Annotated in this window: 17 protein-coding genes and 2 tRNA genes; 9 read left to right on the forward strand and 10 right to left on the reverse strand. The window is 69.8% G+C overall.

Going from position 1 to position 15,786, the window contains the following annotated elements; translation table 11 throughout:
- Positions 1 to 10 precede the first annotated feature (10 nt).
- On the forward strand, positions 11 to 271 hold the full coding sequence (locus ACFUTX_RS07670) for a hypothetical protein (protein WP_378862237.1): 261 nt from the start codon (positions 11 to 13) through the stop codon (positions 269 to 271).
- A gap of 1 nt (position 272) precedes the next feature.
- Here the strand turns inward: ACFUTX_RS07670 and ACFUTX_RS07675 are convergent, their stop codons facing one another.
- Entirely contained in the window at positions 273 to 1,697 is a 1,425-nt protein-coding gene (locus tag ACFUTX_RS07675) for a PLP-dependent aminotransferase family protein (protein ID WP_378862240.1), read from the reverse strand.
- Between the two features lie 61 nt (positions 1,698 to 1,758).
- On the opposite strand from ACFUTX_RS07675, the gene ACFUTX_RS07680 reads away from it, so the two are divergent.
- Positions 1,759 to 2,388, forward strand: a complete 630-nt coding sequence (locus tag ACFUTX_RS07680; protein WP_378862243.1) for a YitT family protein — start codon at positions 1,759 to 1,761, stop codon at positions 2,386 to 2,388.
- Between the two features lie 39 nt (positions 2,389 to 2,427).
- Here ACFUTX_RS07680 and ACFUTX_RS07685 read toward each other — a convergent pair whose 3' ends face one another.
- Positions 2,428 to 2,640, reverse strand: coding sequence for a methyltransferase (locus ACFUTX_RS07685; protein ID WP_378862246.1), 213 nt, complete (start codon positions 2,638 to 2,640; stop codon positions 2,428 to 2,430).
- A gap of 109 nt (positions 2,641 to 2,749) precedes the next feature.
- Here ACFUTX_RS07685 and ACFUTX_RS07690 point away from each other — a divergent pair.
- The 6 genes from ACFUTX_RS07690 to ACFUTX_RS07715 all read left to right on the forward strand — a co-directional run bounded on the left by ACFUTX_RS07690 (position 2,750) and on the right by ACFUTX_RS07715 (position 4,864).
- A tRNA-Arg gene (locus ACFUTX_RS07690) sits at positions 2,750 to 2,822 on the forward strand.
- A 64-nt stretch (positions 2,823 to 2,886) separates the two neighbouring features.
- Positions 2,887 to 3,513: an oligoribonuclease gene (orn, locus tag ACFUTX_RS07695; RefSeq protein ID WP_378862249.1), complete on the forward strand. Its 627-nt coding sequence runs from the start codon at positions 2,887 to 2,889 to the stop codon at positions 3,511 to 3,513.
- A 37-nt stretch (positions 3,514 to 3,550) separates the two neighbouring features.
- Positions 3,551 to 3,626: transfer RNA gene (locus ACFUTX_RS07700), tRNA-His, on the forward strand.
- 73 nt (positions 3,627 to 3,699) lie between these two features.
- Complete coding sequence (locus ACFUTX_RS07705) at positions 3,700 to 4,041, forward strand: metallopeptidase family protein (protein WP_378862251.1); 342 nt, start codon at positions 3,700 to 3,702, stop codon at positions 4,039 to 4,041.
- Positions 4,032 to 4,346 carry an ATP-dependent Clp protease adapter ClpS gene (gene clpS, locus ACFUTX_RS07710; protein WP_378862254.1) on the forward strand — a complete coding sequence of 105 codons (315 nt, stop codon included), beginning with the start codon at positions 4,032 to 4,034 and terminating at the stop codon, positions 4,344 to 4,346. The genes ACFUTX_RS07705 and clpS overlap by 10 nt, the downstream gene beginning before the upstream one ends.
- Positions 4,343 to 4,864: a DUF2017 family protein gene (locus ACFUTX_RS07715; protein WP_378862257.1), complete on the forward strand. Its 522-nt coding sequence runs from the start codon at positions 4,343 to 4,345 to the stop codon at positions 4,862 to 4,864. Before clpS ends, ACFUTX_RS07715 begins: the two co-directional genes overlap by 4 nt.
- On the opposite strand, the gene ACFUTX_RS07720 is transcribed toward ACFUTX_RS07715, so the two are convergent.
- The 6 genes from ACFUTX_RS07720 to gatC form a co-directional block, all read right to left on the reverse strand.
- Positions 4,843 to 5,367, reverse strand: a complete 525-nt coding sequence (locus tag ACFUTX_RS07720; RefSeq protein WP_378862260.1) for a hypothetical protein — start codon at positions 5,365 to 5,367, stop codon at positions 4,843 to 4,845. The genes ACFUTX_RS07715 and ACFUTX_RS07720 overlap by 22 nt on opposite strands.
- Before the next feature lie 43 nt (positions 5,368 to 5,410).
- On the reverse strand, positions 5,411 to 5,731 hold the full coding sequence (locus ACFUTX_RS07725) for a hypothetical protein (protein WP_378862263.1): 321 nt from the start codon (positions 5,729 to 5,731) through the stop codon (positions 5,411 to 5,413).
- Between the two features lie 31 nt (positions 5,732 to 5,762).
- Entirely contained in the window at positions 5,763 to 7,028 is a 1,266-nt protein-coding gene (locus ACFUTX_RS07730; RefSeq protein ID WP_378862266.1) for a DNA polymerase IV, read from the reverse strand.
- Positions 7,029 to 7,093: 65 nt separating this feature from the next.
- Positions 7,094 to 8,611, reverse strand: coding sequence for an Asp-tRNA(Asn)/Glu-tRNA(Gln) amidotransferase subunit GatB (gatB, locus tag ACFUTX_RS07735; protein WP_378862269.1), 1,518 nt, complete (start codon positions 8,609 to 8,611; stop codon positions 7,094 to 7,096).
- Positions 8,611 to 10,122 (reverse strand): Asp-tRNA(Asn)/Glu-tRNA(Gln) amidotransferase subunit GatA, encoded by a 1,512-nt coding sequence (gene gatA, locus ACFUTX_RS07740; RefSeq protein WP_378862271.1) that lies wholly within the window; start codon positions 10,120 to 10,122, stop codon positions 8,611 to 8,613. The genes gatB and gatA overlap by 1 nt, the downstream gene beginning before the upstream one ends.
- 8 nt (positions 10,123 to 10,130) lie before the next feature.
- Positions 10,131 to 10,430 (reverse strand): Asp-tRNA(Asn)/Glu-tRNA(Gln) amidotransferase subunit GatC, encoded by a 300-nt coding sequence (gene gatC, locus ACFUTX_RS07745; RefSeq protein WP_378862274.1) that lies wholly within the window; start codon positions 10,428 to 10,430, stop codon positions 10,131 to 10,133.
- 89 nt (positions 10,431 to 10,519) lie between these two features.
- On the opposite strand from gatC, the gene ACFUTX_RS07750 reads away from it, so the two are divergent.
- Positions 10,520 to 12,220: a long-chain-fatty-acid--CoA ligase gene (locus ACFUTX_RS07750; protein ID WP_378862277.1), complete on the forward strand. Its 1,701-nt coding sequence runs from the start codon at positions 10,520 to 10,522 to the stop codon at positions 12,218 to 12,220.
- Between the two features lie 25 nt (positions 12,221 to 12,245).
- Here ACFUTX_RS07750 and ligA read toward each other — a convergent pair whose 3' ends face one another.
- The gene (ligA, locus tag ACFUTX_RS07755) at positions 12,246 to 14,432 is read right to left on the reverse strand and encodes an NAD-dependent DNA ligase LigA (RefSeq protein WP_378862881.1); all 2,187 of its coding nucleotides are present in this window, start codon (positions 14,430 to 14,432) and stop codon (positions 12,246 to 12,248) included.
- A 250-nt stretch (positions 14,433 to 14,682) separates the two neighbouring features.
- Positions 14,683 to 15,780 (reverse strand): tRNA 2-thiouridine(34) synthase MnmA, encoded by a 1,098-nt coding sequence (mnmA, locus tag ACFUTX_RS07760; protein WP_378862279.1) that lies wholly within the window; start codon positions 15,778 to 15,780, stop codon positions 14,683 to 14,685.
- Between the last annotated feature and the right edge of the window lie 6 nt (positions 15,781 to 15,786).

Below are 15,786 nucleotides of genomic sequence, written 5' to 3' on the forward strand. Positions count from 1 at the left end.
AGGAGCCGACATGCCCACCCTTCACGAAGCCCCCGTTCCCGTCCCTCCGGTGCCGGCCGGTGTGCCGCTTCGGCTGCGGGCCGCCGCGCCCGCCCTCTGGAGAGTGATCGACCGCCGCGGCGTGGTCATCGGCCATCTCCAGGCGATCGCGCACGCCGATGGCATCCGCTACCGCGCTCGGCGATTCCAAGCGTCGGCGCGCGCCTTCCTCGATCTCGGCGAGTTCTGGTCCGCCGGCGACGCTCTCGACTGCCTGCGGTTCGCGCGCTGACTCAGACCACCGACTCCAGATGATCGATCGCACCGGCGGGGACGCCGTCGCGCACGCGGTCCCACGACTCCGCGATCAGTTCCACCGCGCGCGAGACGTCGGGCGGCGACGTGAACGGAACGCGCAGATGTCTGTCATGTCCGCCGTCGACCGAGAACCGCGGCCCCGCCGACAGCAGCACGCCCCGAGACCTCACATCCAGAACGAGCGCCGAGCTGAGCGGGGCGTCCATCTCGATCCAGAGCGCGACCCCGCCCCGCGCTTCCGGCACATTCCACGCGGGAAGCCGCTCCGACACCGCCCGGCTGAGGGCGTCGCGCCCGGCCCGGAGCAGCTCCGACCGCTGGGTGACGATCTCCGAGAAGTGCTCCGCGAGCAGAGTGGCGGCGACCGCCTGCTCGAACTCGGGGGTGCCGAGATCGTGCGCCGGTCGCGCGGCGACGAAACGCCTGATGAGGTCTCCCTCCGCTCGGATCCATCCCACCCTCAGACCACCCCAGACGGTCTTCCCGAGCGATCCGATCCGCACCACCGCGGACGGATCGGCGGAGCCGAAGCCAGGGGCCGCGAACCCCCGGTCGATATCGAGATCCGCCGTGGTCTCGTCGAGGACCAGTACCGCGCCCGAACGCTCCCCCGCGCGCAGGAGCGATTCCCGCTCGCCGGGGTCCATCGACCGTCCTGTCGGGTTCTGGAAATCGGGCATCAGATAGGCCATCACGGGAAGCGTTCGCGCGAACGCCTGCTCCGCCCTTTCCAGGTCCCAGCCGCCGCGCGTCGTCACGGGTACCCCGACCAGCCGCGCCCCCGCCCGGCGCAGGGCATCCGCCGCATGGGGATACGTGGGCGTCTCCACCACCACGCGGTCGCCGCGGCGCAGAAGAACCGCCGCGACGAGGTGGATCGCGCTCTGCGCCCCCGTCGTCACCAGCACCTCCGCGGGCGAAGTGGGCACGCCCTTCTGCTCGTACAGGGCGGCGATCGCCTCGCGGAGCTCGATGCCCCCGAGCACGTCGTACCCGGCCCGCGAGACCAGCGCCGCCGCGCGCCCTGCGACCTCCGTCATCACGCCGGCGAGCCCGGGCCAGGCGGGAGGGCTGGCCTGCTGCAGGTCGATGGCGCCCTCACCGCCCACGACGCCACCGGGGTCGCGGCGGCGGAGCGGCAGCGTGACACTTCCGGAACCGCGCAGACTCGCGATATGCCCGCTCTCACGCAGACTGCGGTACGCCGCGGCCACAGTGCTGCGGCTGAGCGTGAGGGTGGCAGCGAGGTCGCGCTCAGCGGGGAGCGCCGTGCGGGGGGCGATCCGATTGTCGAGACACAGAAGGCGGATGCTGTCGGCCAGCGCCTCGTACGCCGGCTCGCGCGTTCGCCAACCGCCGAGCGCGACAGCGAGAGACCGGGCCGAGATCCTGGAGTCCACGGGGCCAGGATATCCAGATTGGCCTGTTCAGCACAGGCCAATGGTGCGATTGGATGGACTCATGACGCGGCGCATCGTTCAGCTCTTCATCGGCCTCCTGCTCTACGGCATCGGCTGCGCGATGACGGTCGAGGCCGGGCTGGGAGTCGATCCATGGACCGTCCTCGCGGAGGGAATCTCCGTGCACACCGGCATCGGCGTCGGCTGGGTGGCCAACATCCTCGGCTTCTTCGTGCTCCTGCTGTGGATCCCCCTCCGCCAGCGTCCGGGAGTCGGCACGATCGCGAACATCCTCCTCGTGGGCACGAGCATGCAGTTCACGCTCTGGCTCTTCCCGCCCGTCAGCGGCATCTGGGTGCAATTCGCCGTACTGCTGGGCGGCATCGTCACTGTCGCGCTCGCCTCAGGCCTCTACATCGGCGCGCATTTCGGCCCGGGACCGCGGGACGGCCTCATGACCGGGATGCACCGGCGGCTCGGCTGGCCCATCTGGGCCTGCCGCGCGCTCGTCGAGTTGACGGTGCTCCTCATCGGCTGGTTCCTCGGCGGGACCGTCGGTATCGGGACGGTCCTGTTCGCCTTCCTGATCGGACCGCTCGTTCACCTCGCGCTGCCGCTCCTCGATACGCGGCGGCCGTATCGCTCGGCACGGCCCCTCCCGACTGGGGCCGAGGCTCGTGCGAGCGCCTGACGAGGAAGCCGTCCCTACCGCAGCGCGTGTTCCGCGCCGTCAGTGCTCGCGGAACTCCGGCCAATCGCTGCCCGGCATCATCCTGGAATGCAGGGCGCTCTTCGCGATCTCCATCGACGGAAAGCTTCCCGCCGAGGCATCCGCGCCGGCCATCGTAACCGTGTAGCCGCGCTCATCCTTCCGGATCGTCCCCACCACGCCCGAGCGACCATAGGCCACCCACAGCGCGTGATGCGTCTCCGTGGTGCTCATCCTCGAACTCCTTCCGATGCGTCCACTGCCGACGCTACGCTCAGCGCGGCTCGCACGCCAGCGTCCGACACCCCGCGGCGAAGTACCGATAATCTGGTGGGACACCCTTCCCTCCGTAGCTCAGGGGACAGAGCGAGCGGTTTCTACCCGCCAGGTCGGGGGTTCGAATCCTCCCGGGGGGGCACAACGGGCCTCGGCGACGCCGCCGAGGCGTCGACGTCTGAGGGCGTCAATAGGATGGAGCGCATGGTGGGGGCACCTGAGAACGATCGTCTGGTCTGGATCGACTGCGAGATGACCGGATTGGACCTCGCGGTCGACGAGCTGGTCGAGATCGCGGTCGTCGTGACGGACTTCGAGCTGCGTCCGCAGCATCCCGGATTCCAGGTGGTCATCAAGCCCGACGCGACCGCGCTCGCGAACATGAGCGAGTTCGTGACGAAGATGCACGCGAAGTCGGGTCTGCTCGACGAGATTCCCCACGGTGTCAGCGTCGCCGACGCCGAATTCCAGGCGCTCGAGTACATCCAGCAGTTCGTGCCGCTCGAAGGCAAAGCCCCGCTCGCCGGGAACACGATCGGCACCGACCGCATGTTCCTTGCCAAGTACATGCCGCGCGTCGATCACTGGCTGCACTACCGCAACGTCGATGTGTCGAGCATCAAAGAGCTGGCCCGCCGATGGTATCCGCGTGCCTACATCCACGCGCCAGCGAAAGACGGCGGCCACCGGGCTCTGGCCGACATCCTCGAGTCGATCCGCGAGCTGGCGTACTACCGGCAGGCGGTCTTCGTCCCGGAGCCCGGGCCGACGAGCGACGGGGCCCGGGCTGCGGCGGCCGCGGCGGTGTCGTCGTTCGCCCCGGAGGTGTGAGAGAATCTTCTGGTTGCCCGCTCACGCGGGAGACATGGTGGGTATAGCTCAGTTGGTAGAGCACCTGGTTGTGGTCCAGGGGGTCGCGGGTTCAAGTCCCGTTACTCACCCCAAGATTCGTACGCCTCCTCCGCACTTCGGAGCGGTGTACGCGGGGGCACGAACAGGCGAGGCATCGTGATGGAGATGGATGCTTCGACCTTCGAGAATCTCGTCGTGGACGAGCTCGACCGGCTACCCGACGACATGGTCGAAGGTCTCGACAACGTCATCTTCGTCGTCGAGGACCGACCGGAAGACGGAAGCCTCGACCTCCTCGGACTCTACGACGGGTGGGCCTTGACCGAGCGTGACCGCTACGGCGTCGGCGAGCTGCCCGACCGCATCATCGTCTATCGCGAGCCGCATCTGGCCGCGTGTGCCGACATCGATGAGCTCCGCGAGGAGATCCACACCACCCTCGTCCACGAGATCGCACACTTCTACGGCATCGACGACGACCGACTGCACGAACTCGGATGGGCGTGATGGGAGTTCTCACGACACCCGACGTCGACCTCGACTTCGAGTCGGAGGTCGGAGAATCCGCACGCGCGCAACGACCGTGGCAGACCGTGGTCTGGGATGACCCCGTCAATCTCATGAGCTACGTCACGCACGTGTTCCGGGAGTACTTCGGGTACCCGCTCAGCGAAGCCGAGCGGCTCATGCTGAGGGTGCACAACGAAGGCCACGCGGTCGTCGCCGAGGGCGCCCGGGAGCAGATGGAACTGCACGCACGAGCCATGCACGACTACGGTCTGTGGGCGACAGTGAGGGAGGCTCCGGCATGAGCGCGGACATCGTGGCGATGGAGATCACCCGCCTCGAAGCGGCGCACCTCGCGGGGCTGGTGACGCAGTTCGCCGAGCTCGTCGACGGCGCCGTCACGTCCGATGGAGACCCCGCGATCCGCCGACTCGCGCCGGACGCCTACGACGACCCCGCGGCGGCACGGGAATTCCGCGAGCTGACCGAGTCCGACCTCCTGGACCGACGGCGGGACGACGCGGCAGCGGTCCTCGCCTCGCTGGCGGACGCGGCGGAGATTCCCGACGACCCCGCCGATCCCGCCCTGCTCGAGAACGTGCTGATCCGGTTGGATGCAGCGGCGGTCGGGTCGTGGCTTCGCACGCTTGCGGCCATCCGCCTCGTGCTGGCGTCGCGGCTCGGCGTCGAGAAGGCCGACGACCACGACGCCGGAGATCCGCGGTTCGGCATCTACGACTGGCTCGGCTACCGGCTCGATGGACTCGTCCGCGCGATCGACGGCCCTGCGCCGCGCGGCGGTCAGGGCACCGCGAACGTGTAGTCGGCCAGCTCCACCGGGGAGTCGCGCCGCACGTGCACGTCTTCCTGGCGCGCCCAGGTGTCCCAATGCGGCCGGTAGGTCTCACCGTCCCGCTCGAGAGCGCGACGTCGACGCGACGCGGTTGGAGACTCCACCCAGACCCGGACGTCGCCGAGACCGCTGGTCTCGGGCCTGAGCACGCCCGACCCCTCGAGCACGAGCGGAAGCGAAGGATCCACTGCGTGCGCTTCCGCGGGCTCGCCCCTCTCCCAGTCCCACTGCTGCCACACGCCGATCATCCCGCGCGCATGGGGAACGAGGATCTGCTCACGCGCGAGCGCCACGCCCGCGTCGAGTCCGTCCCACCCCGGATAGATCGAATCGAGGGCCACCGACTGCACTCTTCCCGACAGCGGCCACTGCGCCACCAGCCGACGAGCCAACGAGGTCTTGCCCGAACCGCTCCGCCCGTCGATCAGCACCACGGGGTTCGACGCAGCGACCGCCCGTATGGCGTCGACCAAACTCGACGTCGCGGCGTCGAGCGCGTGAGCGACCGGGTCAGAGCTACTTCTTGAGGGCGCGGATGACACGGCTCAGCGCGCGCCCGGCGAAGAAGACGAACGGGATCGCGACTGCCAGCAGCGAGACAACGTTCGGTTCGAAGCGGATATCATCGCCACGGCGGATGTAGGCGCCGAGGGGCACCGCCCATCCCCCTCCTCCGCCGCCGCCGTTGCCCGCGTCGTCGGATCCGCCGCCGAACCCGGACCAGCTGAGCGCGACCGGGATGATCCGGACGCCGTCGACGTCCTGCTGTTCGCCATAGGCGCTGCTGACACCGAAGGATGCGGACTGCTTGCCGAGCTCGAGCGCGATGTTGGGCATGCGACCACGCTACCGTCGTGCGTCCCGGCTGTCAGCCCTGGTCGAGTCGGGGCGGCGGCGGGCTCGTCGGGAGCGAGCCGCCACTCCGGGACTTGCCGAGCAGCGTTGCGCGGGTGACCGCGCCGCGTCCGAACTTCGCCGTCGCGTCGTCCAGCGCGTCCTCGATGCGGCGCCACTCCTCGTCCTCGTCCCACAGGGCGAGCGGCCCCGATCCGGCTGGCACGAGCTTCTCGGCACGGACGCCGATCAAGCGGATCGGCATCCTGGTATCGAGGGAGTCGAACAGCTCGTGCGCGGCGTCGCCGATCCGCTGACTGACCGCTGTGGACTCCGCGAGCGTCTGCGATCGCGTGATCGTGCTGAAGTCGGCGAATCGCACCTTGATCGCTATGGTGGCGGCTTCCCATCCGCCGGCCCGCAGTCTGGCCCCCACCCGATCAGCCAGTCGACGAAGCTCTGCGCGGAGCACCAGCGCGTCCGAGATGTCTTCGGAGAAGGTCTCCTCGTGCCCGACGCTCTTCTCCAAGCGCTGCGTATCGACCGACCGGGCGTCGATGCCTCGGACGAGGTGCCATACGCGCTCCCCCATGGCGGGCCCCAGCGCCCGGTTCAGCACGTCACGGGGTGTGTCGATCGCGTCGGCGATGGTGCGGATGCCCCGAGCCTCGAGTGCTTCGGCCGCCTTGGGGCCCACGCCCCACAGAGCGCGGACCGAGCGGGGCTGGAGGAACGCGTCGGTGTCGGCCGCCGCCACGATGAGCAACCCGTCCGGCTTGCTCATCGTTGACGCCATCTTCGCGACGTGCTTCGTTGCGGCCACGCCGACGCTGCACGTGATGCCGGTCTCGGCGCGGACACGCGCGCGCAGGTCGCGCGCGATGGCGCCCGGGCTCCCCCACAGGCGACGCACACCGCGGACGTCGAGGAACGCTTCGTCGATCGACAGCGGCTCGACCAGCGGGGTGATGTCGCGGAAGATGCGCATCACGGTCGACGAGACGGCGAGGTAGCGATCGAAGTGGGGCGGCACGACGATGGCATGGGGGCAGAGGCGGAGGGCCTGGGAGACCGGCATCGCCGAACGCACACCGAAGCGACGCGCCTCGTACGACGCGCTGGACACCACGGAGCGGCCGTCCACTCCCCCCACGATGATCGCCTTCCCGCGCAGCGACGGGTCGTCGAGTTGCTCTACAGAGGCGTAGAAGGCGTCCATGTCGACGTGCAGGATGCCCGTGCCGGCGTCATCCGCGCCGTCCGGCGAGACGAGGCGCTCGCTCCCGTCACCGCGACCCATGTCGTCGATTCTCCCTCGACGCTCCGACACCCACCCGGCGGCTCATGCGGGATGAAGCATCCTGTTCACGATGCGGAGGCCCGCTCCAGAATCAGCTCACGGACGCGCGCGGCATCGGCCTGTCCCTTCATGGCCTTCATCACGGCACCGATCACGGCGCCGGCAGCCTGCACCTTGCCGTCGCGGATCTTCGCGAGCACATCGGGCTGAGAGGCCAGCGCGTCGTCGATCGCGGCGATGAGGGCGCCGTCATCCGAGACGACGGCGAGGCCCCGGGCATCAACCACGTCCCGAGGCGTGCCCTCCCCCGCGATCACACCCTCGAGCACCTGTCGGGCGAGCTTGTCATTGAGCGAGCCGGCATCGACCAGTGCCTGCAATGCCGCCACGTCAGCGGGAGAGACCAGCTCAGCAGCCTCTCGACCCTGCGCGTTGGCGATGCGGGTGATCTCACCCGTCCACCACTTGCGCGCCGCGGCGGCGGGCGCGCCCGCGGCCACGGTGGCCTCGACCTCTGCCAGCAGCCCCCCGTTGACCACGTCCTGGAACTCCAGGTCGGTGAACCCCCACTCCGTCTTCAGACGGCGCCGGCGTGCGGCAGGCGGCTCGGGAAGCGCGGCGCGGAGCTCCTCGACCAGCGCGGCCGCCGGAGCGACGGGCAGCAGGTCGGGTTCGGGGAAGTACCGGTAGTCGTCGGCGTCCGACTTCGGCCGGCCGGGTGACGTGGTGCCCGTGTCCTCGTGCCAGTGGCGCGTCTCCTGGATGATCGCGCCGCCCGCCTCGAGGATCGCCGCCTGACGCTGGATCTCGTACCGGACGGCGCGCTCCACCGATCGCATGGAGTTGACGTTCTTCGTCTCGGTGCGGGTGCCGAGCTTCTCCTGTCCACGCGGGCGGAGAGAGACGTTGGCGTCGCACCGGAGGTTGCCGCGCTCCATGCGCGCCTCCGAGATGCCGAGCGCGAGAACGATGTCGCGGATCGTCTGCACGTACGCTTTGGCGATCTCGGGAGCCCGATCCTCTGCGCCGAAGATCGGCCTGGTGACGATCTCGACCAGCGGCACACCGGCCCGGTTGTAGTCGACGAGCGAGTACTCGGCCCCCTGGATCCGACCGGTCGAACCGCCGATGTGCGTGAGCTTGCCGGCATCCTCTTCCATGTGCGCCCGCTCGATCGGGATGGTCACGGCGGTGCCGTCGGACAGCTCGACCTCCACCTGGCCGTCGAAGGCGATCGGCTCGTCGTATTGCGAGATCTGATAGTTCTTCCCCAGATCGGGGTAGAAGTAGTTCTTCCGCGCGAAGCGGCTGGACGGGGCGATGGAGCAGCCCAGCGCGAGGCCGAGGCTGATCGAGTACCGCACGGCTTGTTCGTTGACCGTCGGCAGGGCGCCCGGGAGTCCCATGTCCACCGGCGCGACCAGCGTGTTCGGCTCCGCGCCGTGGTTGTCGGCGTGCGCCGGGTTCGCCGCGCCCGAGAACATCTTGGTGCGCGTGTTCAGCTCGACGTGCACCTCGAATCCGAGCACGGGCTCGAAGAGTTCGAGCGCCTTGTCGAAGTCCATCAGCCTGTCTTTGGCCATCAGCGTGCCCCTCCGAGGATCGGTGCGCGGTCGAGCAGCGGTCCGCCCCACGAGTCGACGAGAACCGCTTCGAGGGCCGCGCCCACGCGGTACAGCCGAGCATCTTCGCGCGCGGGGGCGAGGAACTGGATGCCGACCGGCAGGCCGTCCTCCTCCGCCAGTCCCGACGGGATCGAGATGCCCGGAACGCCCGCCAGGTTCGCGGGGATGGTGGTGACGTCGTTGAGGTACATCTGCATCGGGTCATCGAGCTTCTCGCCGAGCCGGAACGCGGTGGTGGGCGCCGAAGGCGTGGCGATCACATCGACGGAGGCGAAGGCGGCGTCGAAATCCTGCTGGATGAGCGTGCGGACCTTCTGCGCCGACCCGTAGTAGGCGTCGTAGTACCCCGCCGACAGCGCGTAGGTGCCCAGGATGATGCGCCGCTTCACCTCGTCGCCGAAGCCGTGGTCCCGGGTCGTCGCCATGACGTCCTCGACGGTCCCGCCCGGCACGTCCACGCGGAGCCCGAAGCGCACCGAGTCGAACTTCGCCAGGTTGCTGGATGCCTCGGCCGGCAGGATCAGGTAGTACGCGGCGACGCCGTACTCGAAGTGCGGTGCGCTGATCTCGACGATCTCGGCACCGTGGGCTTCCATCGCGGACAGCGCCGAGCGGAACGACGCCGAAACCCCCGGCTGGAAGCCGGCATCGGGGAGCTCCCTGATGACGCCGACCTTCAACCCCTTCAAAGCGTCGCCGGACGCTCCCTCACGAGCGACATCGGCGAAGGTCGGCCACGGCTCCGCGAGGGACGTCGCGTCGTGGGGGTCGTGACCGCCGATGACGTCGTGGAGCAGGGCCGCGTCGAGCACCGTGCGCGTCACCGGACCGACCTGGTCGAGGCTCGACGCCAGCGCGATCGCCCCGTACCGGCTCACCCCGCCGTAGGTGGGCTTGAGGCCGACCGTCCCCGTCACGTGGGCGGGCTGACGGATCGAGCCGCCGGTGTCGGAACCGAGGGCCAGCGGCGCTTCGAACGAGGCGACCGCAGCGGCGGAACCGCCGCCCGAGCCCCCCGGGATCCGATCGCGATCCCACGGGTTGCGGGTGGGACCGTACGCGGAGTGCTCGGTGGACGATCCCATCGCGAACTCGTCCATGTTCGTCTTGCCCAGCGGGACCAGGCCCGCCGCGCGCGAGCGCGCGACGACTGTGGCGTCGTAGGGCGACATGTATCCCTCGAGGATGCGCGATCCGCTCGTCGAAGGCATATCGGTCGTGACCAGGACGTCCTTGATCGCCAGAGGCACGCCGGCCACCGGGCCGAGCTGTTCGCCGGCTGCCCGGCGCCGATCGATGTCCGCGGCCACGTCCAGAGCGCGGTCGCTGACGTGCAGGAACGCGTGGATGTCGCCGTCGACGTCGGAGATGCGGTCCAGGTGCGCCTGGGTGACCTCGACGCTCGACACCTCTCTCGCGATCAGCTTCTCGGCGAGGGATGCTGCGCTGAGCTTGGTCAGATCGGTCACGGTCGTCCTCACTGCTCTTCGCCGAGAATCGCGGTCACGCGGAAACGGCCGTCCGCGGCATCCGGAGCATTCTGGAGCACCTGCTCAGGAGTCAGCTGGTCGCCCACCTCGTCAGGCCGGAAGACGTTCTGCATCGCGATCGGATGACTGGTCGCGGGGACGTCGGGAGTGGCCACCTCGGACACCTTGGCGATGTTGTCGACGATCACGTCGAGCTGGCCGGTCAGGCGCTCGACCTCCTCGTCACTCAACTGGATGCGGGCCAGCACACCGAGATGGCGCACGAGATCGGGGGTGATTTCAGACACCGCAACAGTCTATTCGGATCGCCGCCAGGCCCCCGTGACGGCCGACGCCGCCCGGGAAGCGCGCGGCGCGCCGGGTCTAGGCTGGGCGCGTGACGACGTATGACCCGCCTCGGCCGTGGATCGCCAGTTACGCACCGGGGGTGCCCGAAGACCTCGAGCCCGTCTCGGGTTCGCTGTTCGACATCGTCGCCGCATCGGCGCGGGATTATCCGGATGCCCCGGCCCTGCAGTTCTTCGGACGGACGACCTCGTATCGCGAACTCCACGAGCAGATCGAGCGGGCGGCCTCGGGACTTCGCGCCGCCGGCGTGCGCGCCGGCGACCCGGTGGCCATCGTGCTCCCGAACTGCCCGCAGCACATCGTCGCGTTCTATGCGATCCTGCGCCTGGGAGGCGTGGTCGTGGAGCACAACCCGCTCTACACCGCCCGCGAGCTGCGGAAGCAGTTCGAGGACCACGGCGCGAAGCACGCGATCGTCTGGTCGAAGGTCGTGGCGACCATCCAGGAGTTCCCCGCCGACCTGACGCTGACCTCGCTCATCTCCGTCGACCTCACCACCGCGATGCCGGTCGGCACCCGGATCGCGCTGCGGCTTCCCCTCGCCAAGGCGCGGGAGGCGCGGTCCGCCCTCACCGCGCGCGTGTCGGGGACGACGCCGTGGAAGACGATCGTCGGCTCCGACCGGCTCGCACCGACGCACCCCCGTCCCGGCACCGACGATCTCGCGCTCATCCAGTACACGAGCGGCACCACGGGCACTCCGAAGGGTGCGTCGCTGACGCACCGGAACCTGCTGTCGAATGCCGCGCAGGCCAGGGCGTGGGTGCCCTCCATCGTCCGCGGGGACGGATGCGTCGTGTACGCGGTGCTGCCGATGTTCCACGCCTACGGCCTCACTCTCTGCCTGACGTTCGCGATGTCGATGGGTGCGCGCCTCGTTCTCTTCCCCCGCTTCGACCCCGACATGGTGCTCGAGGTCACCAAGAAGCATCCGGCGACCTTCCTCCCCCTGGTGCCGCCGATCGCCGACCGCCTGCTGAAGGCCGCGAACGCCCGGGGCGTCTCGCTCGCGGGGACGCGTGTGGCCATCTCCGGAGCGATGGCGCTTCCGCACGAACTCGTCGTCCCTTTCGAGGAGGCTTCGGGCGGCTACCTCGTCGAGGGCTACGGTCTGAGCGAGTGCTCGCCCGTGCTCATGGCGAATCCGGTGGCAGACAATCGTGTCCCGGGCACCGTCGGGCTGCCGCTCCCCGGGACCGAGTGCCGGGTCGTCGACCCCGACGACCCGACGAGAGACGTTCCGCGCGGCGAACGCGGCGAACTCGTCGTGCGCGGCCCGCAGGTCTTCAGCGGGTACTACGGCAAACCCGAGGAGACGGAGGCCGTCTTCACGGACGGCTGGTTCCGCACGGGCGACATCGTGACGGTCGACGACGCCGGATTCGTGCGCATCGTCGACCGGATCAAGGAGCTCATCATCACCGGCGGCTTCAACGTGGCCCCCACCGAGGTGGAGAACGCGCTCCGGCAGCATCCCCTCGTCGAGGACGCCGCCGTCGTCGGGTTGCCGAGCCATCACTCCGGAGAGGAAGTCGTCGCGGCCGTCGTCGTCGCGCCGGGCGAGGAGATCGACGTCGAGGCGATCCGCGACTACGCCCGCGGCATCCTGACACCGTACAAGGTGCCCCGCCGCATCTTCGTGGTCGACGAGCTGCCGAAGTCGCTCATCGGCAAGGTGCTGCGTCGTCAGGTGCGCGACCGGCTGCTGTCACTGACCCACGGGGCCTGACGCCCCGACCCGGAACGGCGGCGCGTCACCCCGCGTCGGGCTCGAGAGCGTCGAGGGCCGCGGGACCCTGCGTCACGAGGATGCGGAACTGCGCGGCGTCGAGAATGCGCACGCCCAGCTCCTCGGCCTTGGCGAGCTTCGACCCCGCGCCCGGACCAGCGGCGACGAAGTCGGTCTTCTTCGAGACACTGGACGCGGCCTTCCCGCCCGCCTGAAGGATCGCCTCCTGCGCCCCCTCGCGCGTGTAGCCGTCGAGGCTGCCCGTGGCCACGACCGTGAGCCCGTCGAGAACCCCGCCGACGACGGCGGCCGCCCCGGGCCCCGGATGACCCGGCGTGGCGAGCTGCGCACCGGCGGCCGCCCACCGGTCGACGATGTCGCGATGCCAATCCACCGCGAACCAGTCGATGAGGGCATCGGCGATGATGCCGCCGACGCCTTCGACCGCGGCGAGCTCCTCGCGGTCGGCGGCGCGGATCGCGTCGACCGACCCGAACCACTGCGCCAGCGCACGCGCCGCCACCGGACCGACGTGCCGGATGTTCAGCGCCACGAGGAAACGCCACAGGTCTTTCGTCTTCGCCTTCTCGAGCTGGTCGATCAGCGTCAGGGCCTGGGCCGAGGGCTGAAGATCGACGATCCCGCTCTTCTTCTCGGCCTGCGTGGGATTGCGCCGGAACGGGGCCCGCCGGACCGGTGCACCGGTCGCCTCGTCGATGCGGGGCTCGCCGGTCTCGGCGTCACGCACGAGGACCTCGATGGGCACCAACTGCTCCAAGGTGAGATCGAACAGCCCCGCCTCGGTCTCGAGAGGGGGTGACTCGGGAACCGAGGGCTGTGTGAGCGCCGCGGCGGTCACCTCGCCGAGAGCCTCGATGTCGAGCGCGCCCCGTGACCCGATATGCTCCACCCGACCGCGGACCTGCGCGGGACACGCGCGGGTGTTGGGGCAGCGGAGGTCGATGTCGCCCTCTTTCGCGGGCGCGAGCGGCGATCCGCACTCGGGGCAGTTCGACGGCATGACGAATTCGCGCTCGGTCCCGTCGCGGAGCTCGACCACGGGTCCGAGCACCTCGGGGATGACGTCACCGGCCTTGCGCAGCACGACCGTGTCGCCGATCAGAACGCCCTTGGCACGCACGACATCCTGATTGTGCAGGGTCGCCTGACGCACGACGGAGCCCGCCACGCGCGCCGGCGCCATGACGGCGAAGGGCGTGGCGCGACCGGTGCGGCCGACGGAGACCACGATGTCGAGGAGCTTCGTGTTGACCTGCTCAGGCGGGTACTTGTAGGCGATGGCCCAGCGCGGTGCCCGGCTCGTCGCGCCGAGCTCGTCGTGGAGGGCGAGCTCGTCGACCTTCACAACGACCCCGTCGATCTCGTGCTCGACGTCGTGGCGATGCTCGCCGTAGTGCGCGACGAACGCGAGGACGCCGTCGATGTCGTCGGACGTGCGGAAGTACGGGCTCGTGGGCAGGCCCCACTCGGCGAGAAGGCCGTAGACCTCGCTCTGCGACGCCACCGGGGGCTGCGCCCACGCGCCGATGCCGTGCACGAACAGCCGCAGCGAGTCGAGCCGCGCCTGCCCCGCCTCTTTCTCGAGGCCGTCCTTCTTGTCGAGCTGCTGCCGCAATCCACCCGACGCGGCGTTGCGCGGGTTGGCGAAGGAGGGGAACCGTCGCTCGGCGCTGAGACGAGCCTTCGCCTCATCGAACGAGCGCCCGCGCTTGCGTGCGTCGTCGACCACCCGGGCGCGCATCTCGGCCTGCAGGGCGTTGAGCCGCTCGAACGCCGCAACGGGGATGAAGACCTCGCCCCGGACTTCGACGATCTCGGGATGCCCCGACCCGGCGAGCCGCTGCGGGATGCCGGCGACCCGGATCGCGTTCGCCGTGACGTCTTCGCCCGTGCGACCGTCGCCGCGCGTCGCGGCCGAGGTCAGCACGCCGCGTTCGTAGCGGAGGCTGATGGCGAGACCGTCGATCTTGAGCTCGGTGAGCCAGCGGACCCTGCGGCCGGCACCGCCCTCGGCCTTGGCGCACCAGTCGCGCAGCTCGTCCAGGCTGAAGACGTTGTCGAGGCTCAGCATGCGCTCCGCGTGCTCGACCGGGGCGAACATCGACGTCTCGGCGGCACCCACTGTCTGGGTGGGCGAGTCCTGACCCTGAAGCTCGGGATGCAGGCGCTCCAGCTCTTCGAGGCGATGCATCCACCCGTCGTACGTGGCGTCGTCGACGATCTCGGCGTTGCGACCGTAGTACGCGTCGCGCGCTTCGAGAATGCGTTCCGTGAGGCGGCGGGCCTCATCGCGGGAGGCCTCGAGCCCAGCATCCGGTGGAAGCGCCTCCGGCTCGGCGGTCGAACCCCACGCAGTCGCTTCGTGATCCGTCACACGGCAAGTCTAGGAGCCGGGTGGGACAGCCGAACGGGGGTTGCGGTCGAGCGTGGACGAGGCGCGGCTACGCCCCGACGGGAACGGCCGAGACCGTTCGATCGATCGTGAACTGGCCCATCACCCGCGTACCGTCGTAGAGCACGGCGGTCTGACCGGGCGCGACGCCCTCGAACGGGACATCGGGCACGACCGTCACGCGACCGCTCTCCCAGGTCGCGGTCGCCGGCACCGGGTCGGCGTGCGCACGGATCTGAACCTCGCAGGCGAAGGTGCCCTCGTCCGGCGCTCGGCCGGCCCAGGAGTGCCGCTCTCCCGCGATCTCGGCCGTCGCCAGCGCCTCTCTCGGCCCGACCACCACCGTGTTGGACACCGGACGCACCTCGAGCACGAATCGCGGCTTGCCGTCGGCCGCCGGGACCCCGAGCGAGAGCCCGCGTCGCTGGCCCACGGTGAAGGCGTGCGCGCCCTGGTGGCTGCCCACGACGGCGCCCGCGCGATCGACGATGTCACCGGTGGCCGTGCCGACCTTCTCGGCGAGCCAGCCGCGGGTGTCGCCGTCGGGGATGAAGCAGATGTCGTGGCTGTCGGGCTTCTGCGCCACCGTCAGACCCCGAGCCTCCGCCTCGGCCCGCACGAGCGCTTTGGACGGCGTCGAACCGAGCGGGAAATAGGTGTGAGCGAGCTGCTCGGCGGTGAGGACGCCCAGCACATAGGACTGATCCTTGGCCGCATCGGATGCGCGATGCAGCTCCCGGCCGGCGGGTCCGTCCACCAGGGTGGCGTAGTGCCCCGTGCAGACGGCGTCGAACCCGAGTTCGAGAGCCCGCTCCAGAAGGGCGGCGAACTTGATCTTCTCGTTGCACCGCATGCAGGGGTTCGGCGTCCGCCCGGCCTTGTACTCGGCGACGAAGTCGTCGATGACGTCATCGCGGAACCGCTCCGAGAAATCCCACACGTAGAAAGGGATGCCGAGCCGGTCGGCCGCCCGCCGAGCGTCCATCGCGTCCTCGATCGTGCAGCAGCCTCGGCTCCCCGTGCGCAAGGTGCCACCGGCGCGCGAGAGGGCGAGGTGGACTCCGACGACGTCGTGGCCCGCCTCCACCGCACGGGCGGCGGCGACAGCCGAGTCGACACCACCGCTCATGGCCGCCAGGATCCGCATGGCCCC

The sequence above is a fragment of the Microbacterium sp. NPDC057407 genome, from assembly GCF_042803895.1.
Classification (GTDB): Bacteria; Actinomycetota; Actinomycetes; order Actinomycetales; family Microbacteriaceae; genus Microbacterium.

Bases quoted from the DNA above. Each gene is read 5' to 3' on its own strand.
- mnmA (WP_378862279.1), bottom strand. From the start codon at position 15,780: ATGCGGATCCTGGCGGCCATGAGCGGTGGTGTCGACTCGGCTGTCGCC.
- ACFUTX_RS07730 (WP_378862266.1), bottom strand. From the start codon at position 7,028: ATGGGTCGCGGTGACGGGAGCGAGCGCCTCGTCTCGCCGGACGGCGCG.
- ACFUTX_RS07705 (WP_378862251.1), top strand. From the start codon at position 3,700: ATGGATGCTTCGACCTTCGAGAATCTCGTCGTGGACGAGCTCGACCGG.
- ACFUTX_RS07670 (WP_378862237.1), top strand. From the start codon at position 11: ATGCCCACCCTTCACGAAGCCCCCGTTCCCGTCCCTCCGGTGCCGGCC.
- ACFUTX_RS07725 (WP_378862263.1), bottom strand. From the start codon at position 5,731: ATGCCCAACATCGCGCTCGAGCTCGGCAAGCAGTCCGCATCCTTCGGT.
- ACFUTX_RS07680 (WP_378862243.1), top strand. From the start codon at position 1,759: ATGACGCGGCGCATCGTTCAGCTCTTCATCGGCCTCCTGCTCTACGGC.
- ligA (WP_378862881.1), bottom strand. From the start codon at position 14,432: ATGCATCGCCTCGAAGAGCTGGAGCGCCTGCATCCCGAGCTTCAGGGT.
- gatB (WP_378862269.1), bottom strand. From the start codon at position 8,611: ATGGCCAAAGACAGGCTGATGGACTTCGACAAGGCGCTCGAACTCTTC.
- ACFUTX_RS07685 (WP_378862246.1), bottom strand. From the start codon at position 2,640: ATGAGCACCACGGAGACGCATCACGCGCTGTGGGTGGCCTATGGTCGC.
- orn (WP_378862249.1), top strand. From the start codon at position 2,887: ATGGTGGGGGCACCTGAGAACGATCGTCTGGTCTGGATCGACTGCGAG.
- ACFUTX_RS07715 (WP_378862257.1), top strand. From the start codon at position 4,343: ATGAGCGCGGACATCGTGGCGATGGAGATCACCCGCCTCGAAGCGGCG.
- clpS (WP_378862254.1), top strand. From the start codon at position 4,032: ATGGGCGTGATGGGAGTTCTCACGACACCCGACGTCGACCTCGACTTC.